This is a genomic window from Micromonospora sp. PTRAS2 (assembly GCF_054052245.1).
On record NZ_JBSWBU010000003.1, the window covers coordinates 312,298 to 330,170 of the forward strand.

Sequence of the window (17,873 nt, forward strand, 5' to 3'; positions counted from 1 at the left end):
CAGCGTTCCGTAAGCAACCGGCCCCGGGCGAACGCGGGGCGGAGACGCGTCAAGGCACGCCGTGGGGAGCCGGCGTGCCTTGACCGTGTGGTGTGGCTGGGTCAGCCGTCGCGGGTCAGAAACCCGGGCCGTGCTGGTGGCCGTGGCCGTGCGAGTGGCCGTGGCCACCGGCGGCGGCCGGCTCGGCCTTCTCCGGCTTCTCCACCACCAGGCTCTCGGTGGTGAGCAGCAGGCCGGCGATCGAGGCGGCGTTGGTGACGGCGTTGCGGGTCACCTTCACCGGGTCGATGATGCCGGACTTGACCAGGTCCACGTAGTCGCCGATGGCGGCGTCGAGGCCGTGGCCCCACTCGCTGCCGACGACCTTCTGCACCACCACGTAGCCGTCGTGGCCGGCGTTCTGGGCGATCCAGCGCAGCGGCTCGACCAGCGACTTGCGCACGATCGAGACGCCGGTCTTCTCGTCACCGGTGAAGCCGAGGTCGTCGTCGAGCACCGGCAGGATCTGCGCCAGGGCGGCGCCGCCACCCGGGACCGTGCCCTCCTCGACGGCGGCCTTGGTCGCGGCGATGGCGTCCTCGATGCGGTGCTTGCGCTCCTTCATCTCGACCTCGGTCGCCGCGCCCACCTTGATGACCGCGATGCCGCCGGAGAGCTTCGCCAGCCGCTCGGCCAGCTTCTCCCGGTCCCAGTCGGAGTCCGAGGCCTCGATCTCCTTGCGGATCTGGGCGACCCGGTCGGCGACCTCGCTGGCCTGGCCACCGCCATCGACGATGGTGGTGGTCTCCTTGTCGACCACGACGCGCCGGGCGGTGCCGAGCACCTCCAGGCCGACCTGGTCAAGCTTGTAGCCCAGCTCAGGGGCGACCAGCTCGGAGCCGGTGAGGATCGCCATGTCCTGGAGCATCGCCTTGCGGCGGTCGCCGAAGCCGGGGGCCTTGACCGCGCAGACCTTGAGGGTCTTGCGGACCGAGTTGACCATGAGCGTCGACAGGGCCTGACCCTCGACGTCCTCGGCGACGATCAGCAGCGGCTTGTTGTTCTGGAGGACCTTCTCCAGCAGCGGCAGCAGCTCCTCGATCCCCGAGATCTTCTGCGTGGTGATCAGGATGTACGGGTCCTCCAGGACCGACTCCTGACCCTCCGCGTCGGTGACGAAGTTGGGGGAGATGAAGCCCTTGTCGAACTGGAGGCCCTCGGTCACGTTGAGCTCGGTGGTGAGCGCCGAGCCCTCCTCGACGGTGATGACGCCGTCGCGGCCGACCCGCTCCATCGCCTCGGCGATCAGGTCGCCGATGGTCGCGTCCTGCGCGGAGATCGTCGCAACGTGCGCGATCGACTCCTTGCCGGCGACCTCGACGGCCCGGTCGAGCAGGGCCTCGGAGACCTTCGTGGCCGCCGCGTCGATGCCGCGCTTGAGGCCGGACGGGTTGGCGCCGGCGGTCACGTTGCGCAGGCCCTCGCGGACCATGGCCTGGGCCAGCACGGTCGCGGTGGTGGTCCCGTCGCCGGCGACGTCGTTGGTCTTGGTCGCCACCTCCTTGACCAGCTGCGCGCCGAGGTTCTCGTACGGGTTGGTGAGCTCGATCTCCTTGGCGATGGTCACGCCGTCGTTGGTGATCGTGGGCACACCGAACTTCTTGTCCAGGACGACGTTGCGCCCGCGCGGGCCGAGAGTGACCTTGACCGCGTCCGCGAGGGCGTTGACACCGTGCTCCAGCAGGTGCCGGGCGTCGTCCGAGAAGCTCAGGATCTTCGCCATCTGTATCCCTTCGAAGCGTCACTGCCCCGGCCCGGCGAGCCGGACCGGGGCAGTGACGCGGATCGGTTGCTTACTTCTCGATGACCGCGAGGACGTCGCGGGCGGAGAGCACCAGGTACTCCTCGCCGGCGTACTTGACCTCGGTGCCGCCGTACTTCGAGTAGAGGACGGTGTCGCCGACCTTCACGTCGATCGGCACGCGGTTGCCCTTGTCGTCGATCCGGCCCGGGCCGACAGCGAGGACGGTGCCCTCCTGCGGCTTCTCCTTGGCGGTGTCGGGGATCACGATGCCCGACGCCGTGGTGGTCTCAGCCTCGTTCGCCTGGACCACGATGCGGTCCTCGAGCGGCTTGATCGCAACCTTGGTCGCGGTAGTCACGGGCATACCCTCCTGGGGTACTGGTTTCGTTGCCGGACGGCGGGGCCGACCAGCGTCAATCTGCCACATGCCACCGGGCGGGGCCGTCGTCGCGGGTGCCGGTCCGCCTGGCGTCAACCCCCGGGCACGGGGCCCGGAAGCTGGCACCCTCGATGGGAGAGTGCTAATCGCAGGTTAGGCCGTGGCTAGCACTCCGTCAAGGAGAGTGCCAACGCGTCGCCCGTCGTGTCGCCACAGTTTCGCCACTCGTCACCGCGACACGCCGCCACCGCCGCCCCCGGACCTCGTCGACCTCCGACACCACCACCGCCGTCGGTCCGCCGCCGCCCGGGCCCGACAATGGGCGCGTGGATCTCGACCAGCTCGCCGCCCTGCGTACCCCCGAGGGGTCGGCCGCGCTCGCCGCGGCGACCGAGGTGGCCGGCGGCGACCCGCTGGCGGCGGCGGCCGCGCTCCGCTCGGCCGGGGTGCCCGCCGGGCTGGCCGCCGCCGCGCTGACCCAGGCCGAGCTGCGCCGCCGGGCCGTCGCCAAGTTCGGGCCGGCGGCGGCCGGCATGTTCCTCACCCGCGCGGGGCTGGAGCAGGCGACCCGGGGGGTCGTCGCGGCCCGGCGGGCCGACCGGCTGCGCGCCGCCGGGGTGCGCACCCTGGCCGACCTGGGCTGCGGCCTCGGCGCCGACGCGCTCGCCGCCGCCCGCGCCGGCATCCGGGTGTACGGGGTGGAGGCCGACCCGGTCACCGCCGCGATGGCCGCCGCGAACGCCGAGGCCGCCGGGCTGGCCGACGTTTTCACGGTGGAGTGCGGCGACGCCACGGCGTTCGACGTGTCCGCCGTCGACGCGGCGTTCTGCGACCCGGCGCGGCGCAGGGCCGGCACGGGCCGGCGGATCTTCGACCCGAACGCCTACTCGCCGCCGTGGGACTTCGTCACCGCGCTGGCCGAGCGGGTGCCGCACACGGTGGTGAAGGTGGCCCCGGGGCTCGACCACAGCCTGATCCCGGCCGGCGCGGAGGCGGAGTGGGTCAGCGTGGGCGGCGACCTGGTCGAGGCCGCCCTGTGGTGCGGCCGACTCGCCGAGGTCCCCCGCCGCGCGACCGTGCTGAAGGAAGGGCCCCCTGTTAACGCTTTCTGTATAGGAAGGGCCCCCTGCAATCACCCCCGGCCCGCCTGCCACCACCAGCTCACCGGTTCCGGCACGGAAGAGGCCGCCGTCGGGCCCGTCCGGCGGTACGTCCACGACCCCGACCCGGCCGTCGTCCGCGCGCACCTCGTGGCGGAGCTGGCCGGCGAGCTGGACGCCACGCTCGCCGACCCGACCATCGCCTACCTGTACGCCGACACTCCCGGCGCGACGCCGTTCGCCCGCTGCCTGGAGGTGACCGACGTGCTGCCGTTCTCGCTGAAACGGCTGCGCGCCCTGCTGCGCGAGCGCAGGGTGGGCCGGGTCGAGATCCTCAAGCGCGGCTCGGCGCTGGAGCCGGAGCGGCTGCGGCGTGACCTGCGGCTGGCCGGCCCGGAGGCGGCGAGCCTGGTGCTGACCCGGGTGGCCGGCGCGCCGACCGTGCTGGTCTGCCGCCCGGTGACGTATCCGCTGGATCAGGAGGCGGCGGCCGGCTAGCTTGTCGGCATGGCGGGACAGGGGACTCCGGCGACGGCGCTGTTGACAAAGCGGAAGATCCGGCACAGCACCCACCCGTACGACGTGTCGCCGGACGCGCCGAACTACGGCGCGCTCGTCGCGGCGGCCCTGGGTGTGCCGCCGGAGCGGGTGTTCAAGTCCCTCGTCACCGAGGTCGACGGCGCGCTCGCGGTGGCGGTGGTGCCGGTGACCGGCGAGCTGGACCTCAAGGCGCTCGCCGCCGCGCTGGGCGGCAAGCGGGCGACGATGGCCGACCGGGCGGTGGCGGAGCGGGCCACCGGGTACGTGCGCGGCGGGATCAGCCCGCTCGGCCAGCGCAAGCGGCTGCCCACGGTGCTGGACGCCTCCGCGCTGGCCCACGACACCGTGTACGTCTCGGCGGGCCGGCGCGGCCTCCAGCTCCAGCTCGCCCCGGCCGACCTGGTCGCGCTCACCGACGCCACCGCCGCCCCCATCGCCGCCGGCTGACGCGACGCCGCGAGCCGAGCGGCACCAAGGGCCGAGCAGCACCCCGGCCGAGCGGCACCCAGGCCGACACCCCGCGCCCGGCGTCCCGGGCCGGCACCCCCCGAGCCGAGGCGTCGGCCTGCGGCAGGTTTGGCGGCCTGCGGCATCGGTGATTCTCATGATCGCCGCGTCGAGGCGCGGCCCTTCGGCCTGCCCGCTTTCGGGGCGGTTAGGGCAGAGTGTCGATCACGTTGCTGAATTGTTACCGCCGCCAACAAACTTCTGACCTCGGCGGCCTTGTGCCGGCAGCGCGGTGCGCAATACGTTGCCGGACACAACAAAACACCGCTCCACTCCCACTCCCCCACCCCCGAAAGGACCCGTGCAGATGCGCAAGGGCTTCCTCACCTTCGCCGCCGTGGGCCTGCTGGCCGCCGGCAGCATGGCCGCCTGCGGCGAGAACTCCGACGGCGGCAACCAGGCCGGATCCTCCGAGAAGAAGCCGAAGATCGGCGTGATCCTGCCGGACAGCAAGTCCTCCGCCCGTTGGGAGGGTGCCGACCGCAAGTTCCTGGAGGCCGCGTTCAAGGCCGCCAACGTCGAGTACGACATCCAGAACGCGCAGGGCGACAAGACCGCGTTCCAGACCATCGCGGACCAGATGATCACCAACGGGGTGACCACCCTGATGATCGTCAACCTGGACTCGGGCACCGGCAAGGCCGTGCTCGACAAGGCCAAGTCGCAGGGCGTCGCCACGATCGACTACGACCGGCTCACGCTGGGCGGCTCCGCGCAGTACTACGTCAGCTTCGACAACGAGGCCGTCGGCAAGCTCCAGGGCGAGGGCCTCGCCAAGTGCCTGACCGACAAGGGCGTCAAGAACCCGGCCATCGCCTACCTCAACGGCTCGCCGACCGACAACAACGCGACCCTGTTCAAGAACGGGTACGACTCGGTGCTCAAGCCGAAGTTCGACTCGAAGGAGTACACCAAGGTCGCCGACGACTCGGTGCCGGACTGGGACAACACGCAGGCCGCCACGATCTTCGAGCAGCAGTACACCAAGGCCAGCGGCAAGATCGACGGCGTGCTGGCCGCGAACGACGGCCTCGGCAACGCGGCCATCTCCGTGCTGAAGAAGAACAAGCTCAACGGCAAGGTCCCGGTGACCGGGCAGGACGCCACCGTGCAGGGCCTGCAGAACATCCTCTCCGGTGACCAGTGCATGACCGTCTACAAGGCGGTCAAGAAGGAGGCGGACGCCGCCGCCGAGCTGGCCATCGCGGTCGCCAAGGGCGAGAAGAAGGACACCGGGCAGACCGTCAAGGACGTCGAGGGCAACCGGGACGTCCCGGCCGTCCTGCTGGAGCCGAAGGCCATCTACAAGGACAACGTCAAGGACGTCGTCGCCGACGGCTTCGTCACCAAGGAAGAGCTCTGCACCGCCGCCTACACCAAGCTCTGCACCGAAGCCGGCATCAGCTGACCCGTACGCCGACCGTCGTACCCGCCAGGCGACGCCGCCCGGCACGGTGACCCCGTGCCGGGCGGCGGCCCGCGCCGGACGGGCTCCGCGATCTCCCCTCCGCGCGTTAGGAGACCCTTGTGTCCGCAACCCCCCTGCTGGAACTACGAGGGATCGACAAGAGCTTCGGTCCCGTCCAGGTGCTGCGCAACGTCGCCCTCACCGCCCACCCCGGCGAGGTCACCGCGCTGGTCGGCGACAACGGCGCCGGCAAGTCGACCCTGGTGAAGTGCATCAGCGGCATCTACCCGACCGACTCCGGCCAGTTCCTCTTCGAGGGCCGCCCGGTCAGCATCAACAGCCCCCGCGACGCCGCCGCCCTGGGCATCGAGGTCGTCTACCAGGACCTCGCGCTCTGCGACAACCTCGACATCGTGCAGAACATGTTCCTCGGCCGGGAGAAGCACACCGGCATCGTCCTCGACGAGCCGACCATGGAGCAGATGGCCGCCGAGACCCTCGCCGGGCTGAGCGTCCGCACGGTGAAGTCGCTGCGCCAGCACGTCTCCAGCCTCTCCGGCGGCCAGCGGCAGACCGTCGCCATCGCCAAGGCGGTGCTCTGGAACAGCCGGCTGGTCATCCTCGACGAGCCGACCGCCGCGCTGGGCGTCGCGCAGACCGCCCAGGTGCTGGAGCTGGTCCGCCGGCTGGCCGACAACGGCCTCGCCGTCGTGCTCATCTCGCACAACATGAACGACGTCTTCGCGGTCTCCGACCGGATCGCCGCCCTCTACCTCGGCCAGATGGTGGCCCAGGTGAAGACCACCGACATCACCCACTCGCAGGTCGTCGAGCTGATCACCGCCGGGCGCTCCGGCGCCCTCGGGCTCGCCGCCGAGCTGACGGGTGGCAACGGCACCGGCGGCGCGGCCGTCGGCACGACCCCGGGAGCCCTCCGATGACCACCACCGTCGTGAAGAAGGTAGGACCGGCGGCGGTCACCCCGCCCGTCACCGTCGGCGGCCACGTGCGCGGCTACCTCAGCCGGGTACGCGGCGGCGACATCGGCTCCCTGCCGGCCGTGCTGGGCCTGATCGTGCTCTGCACGGTCTTCGCGATCATGCGCCCGTCGTTCCTGTCCGCCGGCAACTTCGCCAACCTGTTCACCCAGGGCGCGGCGGTCACGCTGATCGCGATGGGGCTGGTCTTCGTCCTGCTGCTCGGCGAGATCGACCTCTCCGCCGGCTTCGCCAGCGGCGTCTGCGCGGCCGTCCTCGCCAACGTCGTCACCGTGCTCGGCTACCCCTGGTGGGTCGCGGTGCTCGCCGCGCTCGTCACCGGCGTGCTCATCGGCACGGCGCTGGGCTTCCTGGTGGCGAAGGTCGGCATCCCGTCGTTCGTGGTCACCCTCGCCGGCTTCCTCGCCTTCCAGGGCATCGTGCTGATGCTGATGAAGGAGGGCGCCAACATCTCCGTACGCGACGAGACGCTGGTGGCGATCTCCAACCGCAACCTGCCGCCCGCGATCGGCTGGGCGCTGGCCGCCGTCGCCGTCGCCGGCTACGCGGCGGTGCAGCTCATGCGGCACCGCAACCGGTCCTCCCGGGGACTCGTCACCGACCCGCTGGCCGTCGTGGCCGCCCGGGTGGGCGTGCTGGCGGTCATCCTCGGCGTCGCCGTGTACGTGCTCAACCTGGAGCGCAGCCGCAACGTCCTGATCACCTCGCTCAAGGGCGTGCCGATCGTGGTGCCGATCATCGCGGTGCTGCTGATCGTCTGGACGTTCGTGCTCCAGCGCACCAGCTACGGCCGACACGTCTACGCGGTCGGCGGCAACAAGGAGGCGGCCCGCCGCGCCGGCATCAACGTCGACCGGATCCGCATCTCGGTCTTCGTCATCTGCTCCTCGATGGCCGCGATCGGCGGCATCGTGGCGGCGAGCAGGGCCAACTCTGTCGACCCCAACACGGGTGGCAGTAATGTGCTGCTCTACGCCGTGGGCGCGGCGGTGATCGGCGGCACCAGCCTCTTCGGCGGCAAGGGCCGGGTGCTCGACGCCGTGCTCGGCGGCGCGGTGGTCGCCGTGATCGACAATGGCATGGGTCTGATGGGCTACAGCTCGGGGGTCAAGTACGTGGTCACCGGCGTCGTGCTGCTGCTCGCCGCGAGCGTGGACGCCCTGTCCCGCCGCCGGTCGGCCGCCACCGGCAACCGTTGACGCCCGCACGGAAGTACCGGTAACGATGCGCGTGGGACCGAGTCAGGACGAGATCCGTCGGCAGAACCTCGGTGCCCTGCTGCGCTACGTGCACGTCCACGGCGCGACGACCCGCGCCGAGTTGACCACCACGCTCGGGCTCAACCGCAGCACCATCGGCGCGCTGACCGCCGACCTGGCCGGCGCCGGGCTGGTCAGCGAGGGCGCACCGAAGGAGACCGGCCGGGCCGGACGACCGTCGCTGGTCGTCCGGCCCGAGTCGGAACGGGTCTACGCGTACGCGTACAGCGTGGAGGTGGACCGGCTGCGGGCCGCACGGGTCGGCCTGGGCGGCGCGGTGCTCGATCGCCGGGAACTGGACCGGCCCCGCAACCTGGTGGCCGGGGAGGCCGCGCCGCTGCTGGCCGGCGCGGTCAAGGAGATGCACCAGTCGGTGCCCCCGGGCGCGGTCTGCGTCGGCGCCGGGGTCGCGGTCTGCGGCATGGTCCGCCGCGACGACGGTCTGGTCCGGCTCAGCCCGACCACCGGCTGGGTGGACGAACCGATCGGCGCGGCGCTCGCCGCCGAGCTGGGCATCGACGTGCCGATCACCGTCGGCAACGTGGCCGACGTGGCGGCGTTCGCCGAGCACGCCCGGGGCGTCGCCGCCGGCTGCGACAACGTCATCTACCTGTACGGGGACGTCGGCGTCGGCGCGGGCATCATCGCCGGCGGCCGGCGGCTGACCGGGCACGGCGGGTACAGCGGCGAGGTCGGCCACATGGTGGTGGTTCGCGGCGGGGAGCCCTGCGAGTGCGGCTCCCGGGGCTGCTGGGAGACCGAGATCGGCGAGCACGGGCTGCTGCGGGCCGCCGGCCGGTCCGACGCCCGGGGGCCCGACGCGGTGCTGGCCGTCTTCGAGGCCGCCGACCGGGGCGACGCACGGGCCCAGACGGCGGTACGGCAGGCCGGGGACTGGCTCGGCTTCGGCGTGGCCAACCTGGTCAACATCTTCAACCCCGAGATGGTCATCTTCGGCGGCACGATGCGGGACCTCTACCTGGCCGCGGCGGCCCAGGTGCGCAGCCGGCTCAACTCGATGGGGCTCCCGGCCTGCCTGGAGCACGTGCGGCTGCGTACCCCGAAACTCGGCGACGACGCGGCGCTGATCGGCGCGGCCGAGCTGGCGTTCGAACGGCTCCTCGCCGACCCCCTCGACGCGGCCTGACCGCCCCGTTCCGCGTGGGGTGCCCCGGGCGGGCGCGGCTGCGTACGCTGTCCGGCGTGGACGTCGAGCTGCGCGCCTCCGACGACGACCGGCAGCGGGTGGTCGCCGACCTGCAACGGCACGCCTCGGCGGGCCGGCTCACCCTGGACGAGTTCTCCGAGCGGGCCGCCGACGCCTGGGCCGCCCGCACCCTCGGCGACCTGGCCGCGGTGACCCGGGACCTGCCGGCCGACCCGGTCCTGTCCGCCTCGCCCGCGCACGGCCGGCGGGACCTGCTGGTCGTCTTCGCGGTCGCCGTCGCCACCCTGATCCTGCTCGGCCTGCTGATGGCCGCCACCCGCTGACCCGCTCCCGCCGCACCTGACCCGCCGCGCCCGCGCCCTCCCCGCCGCCGCGCGCCCGCCGCCGGATTCACTCCGCCCGATTCCCCCCGCCTGATTTCGCGAGACGCTCTTCCGGGATTCGGATGAACTGATCGCGGCGGCGATCCGTACCAGTGACCGGAGGGGCGGCCCGGGAGACCCGGCCGCCCGGACGGACGCGTTCGGCCCGGACCGAGGAGGCACCGCACCCATGGCACCGCTCAGATCCGCACGTCGCCGGCCAGGGCACCGGACCCACCGGATGGCGGCGCTGGTGGTCACCTTCGTCGCCGCGCTCGGGGTGCTACCCGGCGTGGCCGTCGCCGCACCCGCCAACGCCCAGCTCAACGCCGCCGACATGACGCTGCTCGCCGGCGTACGGCTGGCCGGCCTATGGGAGATGCCGGCCGGCGAGATGGCCGCCGAGAAGGGCCAGTCGGCCCGGGTACGCGAGATCGGCGCGGAGATCTCCCGGCAGCACGGGGTGCTGGACCAGCTCGTCGTGGACGCCGCCAACAAGCTCGGCGCGACCCTCCCGACGGACGCCACCGCCGAGCAGAAGGGGTGGCTCAAGGAGATGCAGGAGTCCACCGGCGGCCGGTTCGACCAGATCTTCGTGACCCGGCTCCGGGTGGCGCACGGCAAGATCTTCCCGGTCATCGGCGCGGTGCGCGCCAGCACCCGGGACGCGACCGTCCGCAAGCTCGCCGACGAGGCCAACGACTTCGTCTCCGACCACATGGCGATGCTGGAGAGCACCGGCCTGGTCCGCTGGGAGCAGCTCCCGCCCGCCGCCCTCCCGCCGGCACAGAGCGACTCGCTGGTCGCGGCGGCAGCCGCGAACGTCGGCAGCGGCGGCCGGCTCGGCGTCAGCACGACGGTGGTGTGGCTGGTCTTCATCGCCGCGCTCGGCACCGGTGGCATCGCCACGTACCGCATCCTGCGCCGGAGTTGACTGCTGCCTGGTTAGGAAGGGCCCCCTGTGCAACAGAAAGCGTTAACAGGGGGCCCTTCCTTGCGTCCTTGCGCCGTCAGCGGTCGACCTCGGTGAAGTCCCACGCGTGCGGGGGGCGGGCCAGCAGCGTCGCGGGCGGGTCGGGCAGCGGCCGAGGGCTGCTGCGCCACTTCGAGATCACCACCACCCGGTGGTCGGTGGAGCTGAACACCTCGCTGGACACGTGCAGCGGGTCGTGCTCGACCTCCGGCAGCGCCGTGTCGCAGACCCAGGTGATCAGGTCGGCGAAGCCGTAGGGCTCCGCCCGCGCCTCCCACATCCGTACGATCACGTCGTCACTCCCCTCGCTCCTGTCGGGCCGCCGGCGGCGCTCCCGGGTCGAGCCTTTGGCGGCGCTCCCCGGCCAGGTCGAGCCGTCACACGCTGACCGTGGTCAGCGGCAGGGCCGAGTCGGCCGGCAGGTCCAGCCGGCTGGGCGCGACCCCCGCCGCGACCAGGTGCGAGCCCAGCGCGGCCACCATCGCCCCGTTGTCGGTGCACAGCTTCGGCCGGGGCACCCGCACCCGGATGCCGAGCTTCGCCGCCCGCTGCTCGGCCAGCACCCGCAGCCGCGAGTTCGCCGCCACTCCCCCGCCGATCACCAGCGTGTCCACCCCGTGGGCCTGGCACGCGGCCAGCGCCTTCGCGGTGAGCACGTCGCACACCGCCTCCTGGAAGGACGCGGCCACGTCGGCCACCGGCACCGGCTCGCCGGCCCGCTGGCGGGCCTCCACCCAGCGGGCCACGGCCGTCTTCAAGCCGGAGAACGAGAAGTCGTAGCGGTGGGCGGCGAGGTCCTTCGCGGCGGTGAGGCCGCGCGGGAAGCCGATCGCGGCCGGGTCACCCGCGGCGGCCTCCCGGTCGACGTACGGGCCGCCGGGGAACGGCAGGCCGAGCAGCCGGGCCACCTTGTCGAACGCCTCACCGGCGGCGTCGTCGATCGTCGCGCCGAGCGGGGTCACGCCCCGGGCCAGGTCGTCGACGAGCAGCAGGGACGAGTGCCCGCCGGAGACCAGCAGGGCGATCGCCGGCTCGGGCAGCGGCCCGTGCTCCAGAGTGTCCACGGCGACGTGCGCGGCGAGGTGGTTCACCCCGTACACCGGCTTCTCGGCGGCCAGCGCGTAGCCCTTCGCGGCGGCCACGCCGACCAGCAGCGCGCCGGCCAGCCCCGGGCCGGCCGTCACCGCGATGGCGTCGATGTCGGCGATGGTCACCCCCGCCTCGGCCAGCGCCCGGTCCATGGTGGGCACGATGGCCTCCAGGTGGGCGCGGCTGGCCACCTCGGGCACCACCCCGCCGAACCGGGCGTGCTCGGCGACGCTGGAGGCCAGCGCGTCCGCGAGCAGGGTGTGCCCGCGCACGATGCCGATGCCGGTCTCGTCGCAGGAGGTCTCGATGCCGAGGATGAGCGGTGCGTCGGCCATGGCTCCTCAGTCCTGGTCGCGCCGCATGACCAGCGCGTCGGTGTTGCTGGGTTGGTAGTAGCCGCGGCGGACGCCGATCGGCTCGAAGCCGTACGTTGCGTAGAGCCGCTGGGCGGGGCCGTTGTCCGCCGCCACCTCCAGCAGCGTGCTGCGTACGCCCCGGCGGGCCGCCTCGGCGAGCAGCGCCTCCAGCAGCGCCCGGCCCACCCCGCGCCGCTGGGCGTCCCGGGCGACGGCGATGTTCTGCACCCACGCCTCGTCCGGGGCGGCGACGGCGAGCCCGGCGTAGCCGAGCACCCGCTCCCCGTCGGCCGGGGTGGCGACCAGGTAGAAGTGGCCGTTGGCCAACTCGTTCCAGAACATCGCCGGCGACCACCGCTCGGCCCCGAACAGGTCCGCCTCGATCGGCAGCACCTCGTCGACGTGCCACCAGCGGAACCGGCCCAGCCGGATCCCGTCCGGGCCGGGCCGCTCGGTCCCGCTCACGGCCGGCGCTCCCGCCCGCTCACGGCAGGCGTTCCTGTCCGCCCGGCCTCCCGCCCGCTCACGGCAGGACCGACTTGCGGGCGGTGGCGGCCACGGCGTCGGGGCGGCGCAGGTACAGCGGGGTGAGCGGCTCGCCGGGCGCGCCGGCCCGGATCCGCTCGGCCGCCAGCAGGACCAGCGCGGTCGGGTCCGGGTAGCGGGGCTCGTCGCGCAGCGGCAGGCCGAGCACGTCGGCGTACCGGTGGGCGCCGTCGCCGACCGCGGCGGTGACCCCCAGGTCGCGGGCGCGCTGCGCGGCGACCGCCGGGGCGTCGACGTCGGGGCCGGCGATCCGCTGACCCGCGCCGTCGTACACCGCCCAGTAGACCTCCCGGCGGCGGGCGTCGCTGACCGCCAGGACCGGCTCGCCGGCCGCCGCCGGGTGGCCGATCCCGTCCAGCGAGCAGACGCCGTACGCCGCGACGCCGAGCACCTGGGCCATGGTGGCGGCGGTGACCAGCCCCACCCGCAGCCCGGTGAAGGGGCCGGGGCCGAGGCCGGCGACGATCGCGGTCAGGTCGGTCGGGCGGGCGTCGACCTCGGCGAGGACGGCGTGCACCTGTGGGGCGAGCAGCTCGCCGTGCGCGCGGGCGTCGACGGTGCGCCGCTGGGCGCGCGGCGTCACGCCGTCCGCCGTGACCTCCACCAGCGCCGCGGTCACCGCAGGGGTCGAGGAGTCCACCACCAGTACGAGCACGAACGCAACCCTAACCGCCCGCCCACCGCCCCTCCCGCACCCCCACGCCGCGCCCCGTCCTGGCGGGGCCGATCTCGACGATGGCGCGAACCCTTGATCGACAGGCGGGGCGGAGTCAGCTGGGGGTGCGCAGGACCCGGAGGAAGGGGAACAGGAGCCAGGGGCGGCGGCCCCGGATCGAAACGCCGCCGGTGAGGGCGGTGCGGACGCGGCTCACGCGGCCGAACAGCATCAGGTTGAGCGCCGCCGGGTCGAACCGCACCCGCACGTCCGGGCGGGCGCCCGGCGCGGCGATCGACACCAGCCCCCGGTGCAGGACGAGGGTGACGTCGGCGCAGTACGCCGAACGGAACTCCACCGTGATCGGGCGGTCCCGGGGCGGCTCGTCGTTGTCGAGCAGCCGCCCGTAGCCGGCACGGACCACCCCGACGAGGAACACCTCGAAGAACAGCACGGCCTCCCGGCCGGGCATCTCCCACGGCCGGCCGGTGGCGCGGGCGATGTCCCACCCGTGCACGAGCAGCTCGTTGACGAGGTGGCCGAAGAGGCCGGCGAGCGGGGCGCGGGCGTCGCCGAACCAGGGCAGCAACTCGTCGGGGCCGCGGTCGGCGGCGATCGAGAGGATCTTCGCCACGTCGGCGCGGAACTGCGCCAGCAGCGGCGCGGGATCGCGCTCCGTCAGGTGGGCCAGGACCAGGTCGTTGACGCCCTCGATGGTGTCCACGGTGACCGTCGGCAGCCGGGCGTCGAGACCCGGGATCGGCAGCGGCGGGTGCTCCGGGTCGAGCTTCGTCGCATACCACCAGGCGACCGAGACCAGGTGGACGACGGTGTCGGCGACCGACCAGTGCGCGGTCACCATGGTCTGCGGCCGGTCGACCGACTCGACGAGCCGGGCGAACCGGTCGGTGGCCGCCGCCAGCGCCTCCTGGGCCGCGCGCCACTGCTGCGGGTTGACCGTCGCCGTAGCCGCCACGTGCCGCCTCCGATCCGTGGAGCCGCCGGGATACCGGGATGCCGACAGTCTAAATCAGACGGTGATCGCCCGGTCACTCCGAAAGTGCGGTGTGACCGGGCGACGCGACCCACGCGCCGGGCAGCCCTCCCCGCCGGGCGGTCCACCCGGCGGTCTGCCGGGCCGAGCGGTCCATCTGCGGCCTGCCCGGCGGCCCGCCCGGCCGGCGGTGGAGCCCGCTCAGCCCGCCGAACGCTCCCAGTCGATGGTCGGCAGGCCCGCGTCGGCGAGGGCCTTGTTGGTCGCGCTGAACGGGCGGCTGCCGAGGAACCCGCGCGGGTTCATCGGGCTCGGGTGACCGGCCTCCAGCACCACGTGCTGCGGGTTGGTGACCAACGCCGCCTTCTTGCGGGCGTACCCGCCCCAGAGCAGGAAGACGACCCGCTGGTCGAGGGCGTCGAGGGCGCGGATCGTCGCGTCGGTGAACTCCTCCCACCCCTTGTTGGCGTGCGAGCCGGGGGTGGCCTGCCGGACGGTCAGCACCGAGTTGAGCAGCAGCACCCCCTGCGCGGCCCAGCCGTCGAGGTTGCCGCTGCGCGGCTTCGCCACCCCGAGGTCCTCGGTCAGCTCCTTGAAGACGTTGCGCAGCGACGGCGGGACGGACACTCCCTCGCGGACGCTGAAGCTCAGCCCGTGCGCCTGCCCCGCCTTGTGGTAGGGGTCCTGCCCGAGGATCAGCACCCGGGTCTGACCCGGCCCGCACAGCCGGTACGCGGAGAACAGATCCTCGACCGGCGGGAAGACGGTCTGGGTGGCGTACTCCCCGGCGACGAACTCGGCCAGCGCGGCCGTGCGGGCCGGGTCGAGGTGCGGGGTGAGCAGGGCGCGCCACTCCTCGGGCAGCAGGGAGAGCAGGTCGAGGGTGGGGGCGTCGTGGGGCATCGGCAACCTTTCGCAGTCGGTCGGCCCCCTTCCTACCAGCCCGGTCCGACACCCCGCGCGGGGCGGGCCGACGGCGGACACGGAAGCCTCGGGCCGACGAAAGACCACGGAAAGCCTCGGGCCGACGGCGTCCGGTCAGGCGAGGGCGGCCAGCCTCGCAGCCCAGTCGCCGCCGACCGGCTCCAGCTCGACCAGCCGGGTGTCGTCGTCGCGCCTGTCGATCCGGACCCGCAGGTGTGCGTCGACCAGCTGCTCGACCAGCCCCTCGCCCCACTCGACGACGGTGACCGAGTCGTCGACCGACGCGTCCAGGTCGAGGTCGTCGATCTCGGCGCGCGGGTCGGCCGCGTCCCCGAGCCGGTACGCGTCGGCGTGCACCAGCGCGACGCCCCGGCCCCGCACCGGATCGGGCCGGTGCACCCGGGCGATCACGAAGGTCGGCGAGGTGATGTCGCCGAGCACGCCGAGGCCCGCGCCGATGCCCTGGGTCAACGCGGTCTTGCCGGCACCGAGTGGACCGGTGAGCAGCAGCAGGTCACCGGCGTGCAGCACCCCGGCGAGCCGGCGGCCGAACGCGTGGGTGTCCGCCACCGTCGGCAGCGTCACGCGCACACCGGCACCGGCCGCGTCGGCTCGGCTCACAGCCCCTCCAGGAAGCGGGCCAGGGCTCCGTTGACCTCGTCGGCGTGCTCCAGCATCACCACGTGCCCGCTGTCGTGGATCTTGAGGTATTCGGCGTGCGGCAGCCGCCGGACGATCTCCTCCGAGTGGGTCACGGGGGTGATCATGTCCTTGTCGCCGACCACCACCAGCACCGGGGTGCCGGCCAACGCGGCCAGCGCCGGATAGCGGGAGTGGGTGGCCAGCGTGCGCAGGTAGCGGGTGACCGTGTCGGCCGACGTGCGGGAGTTCATCAGCTCGACGTACGACACGAGGGCCGGGCTGGGCCTGGGGGTGCCGAAGCCGTACTTGCGGGTGAGCAGCCAGGCCACGTTGGACGTCGACTTGCGCGCGGCGTCGATCGCCGGCCCGCCGTAGCGGGTGGCGTTGCTCACCATGTAGAGCACCGGCGCGCCGACCCGGCCGAGCAGGGCCGGGGCGACGAGCTTCGTCTCGGCCAGCAGCCCGCCCGAGGTGGCCATCAGCACCGTGCCGACCACCCGGTCGCCGAACAGCTCCGGGTAGAGCTCGGCGAACGCCATGATGGTCATGCCGCCCATCGAGTGGCCGACGAGCACGAGCGGGCCCTCCGGGGCGGTCCGGTCGATGACCCGACGCAGCGTGCGGCCGAGCGCGGCGAGATCGTATTCGCCGGTCTCCAGCCGCCCCGACCGGCCGTGCCCCGGCTGGTCGTACGCGACGATGCGGTGCTCGCCCCGCTCGGCGAGCATCTTGCGCTGGAAGTGGAAGGTGCCCATGTCCAGGCAGAAGCCGTGCACCAGCACCACCGTCGGGTGCCCGGGGACGGGCCGGGTCGGCTCCACCACCTCGACGTGGATGTCGGTGCCGTCGGGCAGCTCCAGCCGGAACGCCTCGTCGTAGCGCTGCTGGCCGAAGACCTCGTCGGCGTACGGGTCGGCGGGATCCGCCTTGAGCCGACGGACCAGGGCGCGCTCGCTCACCACGCCCGCCGCGAGCCCGGCGGCGGCCACCCCGACGGCCGCTCCGACGACCCCGGCCACCCGGCCGGCGGCGGTGCGGGGCCGGGGGATGCGGAAGCCCCTGCGCTCGCTCACGGCCGCTCGCCGTCGTAGACGCGGGGCACCCGGACCCCGCCGAAGCGGGTGACGATCTCGTAGTTGATCGTGCCGACCGCCTCGGCCCAGTCGTCGGCGGTGGGCTCGCCGTCGGCCCCGGGGCCGAACAGGGTCGCCACGTCGCCGGCCGCCACCGGGTCGTCGCCGCAGTCGACCACGAACTGGTCCATGCAGACCCGGCCCGAGACCGTCCGCCGCTGGCCGGCGAGCTGCACCGGGCCGGTGTTGGAGGCGTGCCGGGGCACCCCGTCGGCGTAGCCGAGCGGCACCACGGCCAGGTTGGCGTCGGCGTCGGTGAGGTAGGTGTGCCCGTAGGACACGCCGCTGCCGGCGGGCACCCGCTTGGTGAGCATGACCCGGGCCCGGGCGGTCATCGCCGGGCGCAGCCCGAACCGCTCGCCGGCCACCGGGGACAGCCCGTAGGTCGCGAGCCCGGGCCGGACCAGGTCGAAGTGGGTGTCGGGGCGGGTCAGGGTCGCGGCGGAGTTGGCCAGGTGCCGGTAGCGCGGGCGCAGCCCCGCCCGCTCGACCATGGCCAGCCCCTCGTGGAAGACCGCGAGCTGACGGTCGGTCGTCGGGTGGCCGGGCAGGTCCGCGTAGACGAAGTGGCTCCACACGCCGACCACCTCGACCAGGCCGTCGGCCTGGGCCTTCGCGGCGGCCTCCAGCAGCGCCGGCCAGTCGGCGACGGTGGCCCCGCCACGGGCCAGCCCCGTGTCGATCTTGAGGTGCAGCCGGGCCGGGCGGTCGGCGAGCCGGCTGGCCTCGACCATCTCGTCGAGCTGGGTGAGGCTCGCGGCGGCCAGGTCCACCCCGGCCGCGACGCCCTCATGCAGCGGCAACCCGGGGGCGAGCAGCCAGGCCAGCACGGGCGCGTCGAGGCCGGCCCGGCGCAGCGTCAGCGCCTCGTCGAGGGTGCAGACGCCGAGCCAGTCCGCGCCGGCGTCGAGCGCGGCGCGGGCCGACGGCACCATGCCGTGGCCGTAGCCGTCGGCCTTGACCACCGCCATCAGCTCGGCGCCGGTGCCGGCCCGCAGCCGCGTCACGTTCTCCCGGATCGCGTCAAGATCGACCCGCACCTCGGACTGCCACATGT

At 73.5% G+C, this 17,873-nt stretch carries 19 protein-coding genes; 8 read left to right on the plus strand and 11 right to left on the minus strand.

Features of this window, described 5'->3' with window-relative positions:
• Positions 1-115: 115 nt before the first annotated feature.
• Positions 116-1,762, minus strand: a complete 1,647-nt coding sequence (gene groL, locus ACVMYR_RS12210) for a chaperonin GroEL (protein ID WP_396793131.1) — start codon at positions 1,760-1,762, stop codon at positions 116-118.
• A 70-nt stretch (positions 1,763-1,832) separates the two neighbouring features.
• Positions 1,833-2,147 carry a co-chaperone GroES gene (groES, locus tag ACVMYR_RS12215; protein WP_018222648.1) on the minus strand — a complete coding sequence of 105 codons (315 nt, stop codon included), beginning with the start codon at positions 2,145-2,147 and terminating at the stop codon, positions 1,833-1,835.
• A 341-nt stretch (positions 2,148-2,488) separates the two neighbouring features.
• Here groES and ACVMYR_RS12220 point away from each other — a divergent pair, with 341 nt between their 5' ends.
• The 8 genes from ACVMYR_RS12220 (at position 2,489) to ACVMYR_RS12255 (ending at position 10,438) form a co-directional block, all read left to right on the plus strand.
• On the plus strand, positions 2,489-3,760 hold the full coding sequence (locus ACVMYR_RS12220) for a THUMP-like domain-containing protein (RefSeq protein WP_457121847.1): 1,272 nt from the start codon (positions 2,489-2,491) through the stop codon (positions 3,758-3,760).
• A 9-nt stretch (positions 3,761-3,769) separates the two neighbouring features.
• Complete coding sequence (ybaK, locus tag ACVMYR_RS12225) at positions 3,770-4,249, plus strand: Cys-tRNA(Pro) deacylase (protein WP_074472570.1); 480 nt, start codon at positions 3,770-3,772, stop codon at positions 4,247-4,249.
• 367 nt (positions 4,250-4,616) lie between these two features.
• Positions 4,617-5,717, plus strand: coding sequence for a sugar ABC transporter substrate-binding protein (locus tag ACVMYR_RS12230; protein ID WP_077938346.1), 1,101 nt, complete (start codon positions 4,617-4,619; stop codon positions 5,715-5,717).
• Positions 5,718-5,836: 119 nt separating this feature from the next.
• Complete coding sequence (locus ACVMYR_RS12235; protein WP_077938345.1) at positions 5,837-6,658, plus strand: ATP-binding cassette domain-containing protein; 822 nt, start codon at positions 5,837-5,839, stop codon at positions 6,656-6,658.
• The gene (locus ACVMYR_RS12240) at positions 6,655-7,914 is read left to right on the plus strand and encodes a sugar ABC transporter permease (protein WP_457121848.1); all 1,260 of its coding nucleotides are present in this window, start codon (positions 6,655-6,657) and stop codon (positions 7,912-7,914) included. The genes ACVMYR_RS12235 and ACVMYR_RS12240 overlap by 4 nt, the downstream gene beginning before the upstream one ends.
• A 25-nt stretch (positions 7,915-7,939) precedes the next feature.
• The gene (locus ACVMYR_RS12245; RefSeq protein ID WP_077938343.1) at positions 7,940-9,121 is read left to right on the plus strand and encodes an ROK family transcriptional regulator; all 1,182 of its coding nucleotides are present in this window, start codon (positions 7,940-7,942) and stop codon (positions 9,119-9,121) included.
• Between the two features lie 56 nt (positions 9,122-9,177).
• Positions 9,178-9,465, plus strand: a complete 288-nt coding sequence (locus tag ACVMYR_RS12250) for a DUF1707 SHOCT-like domain-containing protein (protein ID WP_077938342.1) — start codon at positions 9,178-9,180, stop codon at positions 9,463-9,465.
• 229 nt (positions 9,466-9,694) lie between these two features.
• A complete protein-coding gene (locus tag ACVMYR_RS12255; protein ID WP_457121849.1) occupies positions 9,695-10,438 on the plus strand; it encodes a DUF4142 domain-containing protein in 744 nt (247 codons plus the stop codon).
• A 76-nt stretch (positions 10,439-10,514) separates the two neighbouring features.
• Here the strand turns inward: ACVMYR_RS12255 and ACVMYR_RS12260 are convergent, their stop codons facing one another.
• From ACVMYR_RS12260 to alr, 9 genes are all read right to left on the minus strand, one after another.
• Positions 10,515-10,769, minus strand: a complete 255-nt coding sequence (locus ACVMYR_RS12260) for a hypothetical protein (protein ID WP_043965635.1) — start codon at positions 10,767-10,769, stop codon at positions 10,515-10,517.
• An 85-nt stretch (positions 10,770-10,854) separates the two neighbouring features.
• A complete protein-coding gene (gene tsaD, locus ACVMYR_RS12265) occupies positions 10,855-11,901 on the minus strand; it encodes a tRNA (adenosine(37)-N6)-threonylcarbamoyltransferase complex transferase subunit TsaD (RefSeq protein WP_077938340.1) in 1,047 nt (348 codons plus the stop codon).
• Between the two features lie 6 nt (positions 11,902-11,907).
• A complete protein-coding gene (gene rimI, locus ACVMYR_RS12270; protein WP_077938351.1) occupies positions 11,908-12,354 on the minus strand; it encodes a ribosomal protein S18-alanine N-acetyltransferase in 447 nt (148 codons plus the stop codon).
• Positions 12,355-12,445: 91 nt separating this feature from the next.
• Positions 12,446-13,123 (minus strand): tRNA (adenosine(37)-N6)-threonylcarbamoyltransferase complex dimerization subunit type 1 TsaB, encoded by a 678-nt coding sequence (gene tsaB, locus ACVMYR_RS12275; RefSeq protein WP_457121850.1) that lies wholly within the window; start codon positions 13,121-13,123, stop codon positions 12,446-12,448.
• Between the two features lie 115 nt (positions 13,124-13,238).
• Positions 13,239-14,099, minus strand: coding sequence for a maleylpyruvate isomerase family mycothiol-dependent enzyme (locus ACVMYR_RS12280; protein ID WP_396792806.1), 861 nt, complete (start codon positions 14,097-14,099; stop codon positions 13,239-13,241).
• A 219-nt stretch (positions 14,100-14,318) separates the two neighbouring features.
• Complete coding sequence (locus ACVMYR_RS12285) at positions 14,319-15,020, minus strand: uracil-DNA glycosylase (RefSeq protein ID WP_043965627.1); 702 nt, start codon at positions 15,018-15,020, stop codon at positions 14,319-14,321.
• Positions 15,021-15,155: 135 nt separating this feature from the next.
• Positions 15,156-15,662: a tRNA (adenosine(37)-N6)-threonylcarbamoyltransferase complex ATPase subunit type 1 TsaE gene (gene tsaE, locus ACVMYR_RS12290; protein WP_229404695.1), complete on the minus strand. Its 507-nt coding sequence runs from the start codon at positions 15,660-15,662 to the stop codon at positions 15,156-15,158.
• On the minus strand, positions 15,659-16,756 hold the full coding sequence (locus ACVMYR_RS12295) for an alpha/beta fold hydrolase (protein ID WP_457121851.1): 1,098 nt from the start codon (positions 16,754-16,756) through the stop codon (positions 15,659-15,661). The genes tsaE and ACVMYR_RS12295 overlap by 4 nt, the downstream gene beginning before the upstream one ends.
• Positions 16,753-17,871, minus strand: a complete 1,119-nt coding sequence (gene alr, locus ACVMYR_RS12300) for an alanine racemase (RefSeq protein ID WP_077938335.1) — start codon at positions 17,869-17,871, stop codon at positions 16,753-16,755. The genes ACVMYR_RS12295 and alr overlap by 4 nt, the downstream gene beginning before the upstream one ends.
• Positions 17,872-17,873 lie beyond the last annotated feature (2 nt).

Excerpts from the sequence above, each read along its gene's own strand:
- ACVMYR_RS12255 (WP_457121849.1), top strand. The coding sequence starts at position 9,695 with ATGGCACCGCTCAGATCCGCACGTCGCCGGCCAGGGCACCGGACCCAC.
- alr (WP_077938335.1), bottom strand. The coding sequence starts at position 17,871 with ATGTGGCAGTCCGAGGTGCGGGTCGATCTTGACGCGATCCGGGAGAAC.
- ACVMYR_RS12230 (WP_077938346.1), top strand. The coding sequence starts at position 4,617 with ATGCGCAAGGGCTTCCTCACCTTCGCCGCCGTGGGCCTGCTGGCCGCC.
- ACVMYR_RS12240 (WP_457121848.1), top strand. The coding sequence starts at position 6,655 with ATGACCACCACCGTCGTGAAGAAGGTAGGACCGGCGGCGGTCACCCCG.
- groES (WP_018222648.1), bottom strand. The coding sequence starts at position 2,147 with ATGCCCGTGACTACCGCGACCAAGGTTGCGATCAAGCCGCTCGAGGAC.
- groL (WP_396793131.1), bottom strand. The coding sequence starts at position 1,762 with ATGGCGAAGATCCTGAGCTTCTCGGACGACGCCCGGCACCTGCTGGAG.
- ACVMYR_RS12285 (WP_043965627.1), bottom strand. The coding sequence starts at position 15,020 with ATGCCCCACGACGCCCCCACCCTCGACCTGCTCTCCCTGCTGCCCGAG.
- tsaD (WP_077938340.1), bottom strand. The coding sequence starts at position 11,901 with ATGGCCGACGCACCGCTCATCCTCGGCATCGAGACCTCCTGCGACGAG.
- ybaK (WP_074472570.1), top strand. The coding sequence starts at position 3,770 with ATGGCGGGACAGGGGACTCCGGCGACGGCGCTGTTGACAAAGCGGAAG.
- ACVMYR_RS12245 (WP_077938343.1), top strand. The coding sequence starts at position 7,940 with ATGCGCGTGGGACCGAGTCAGGACGAGATCCGTCGGCAGAACCTCGGT.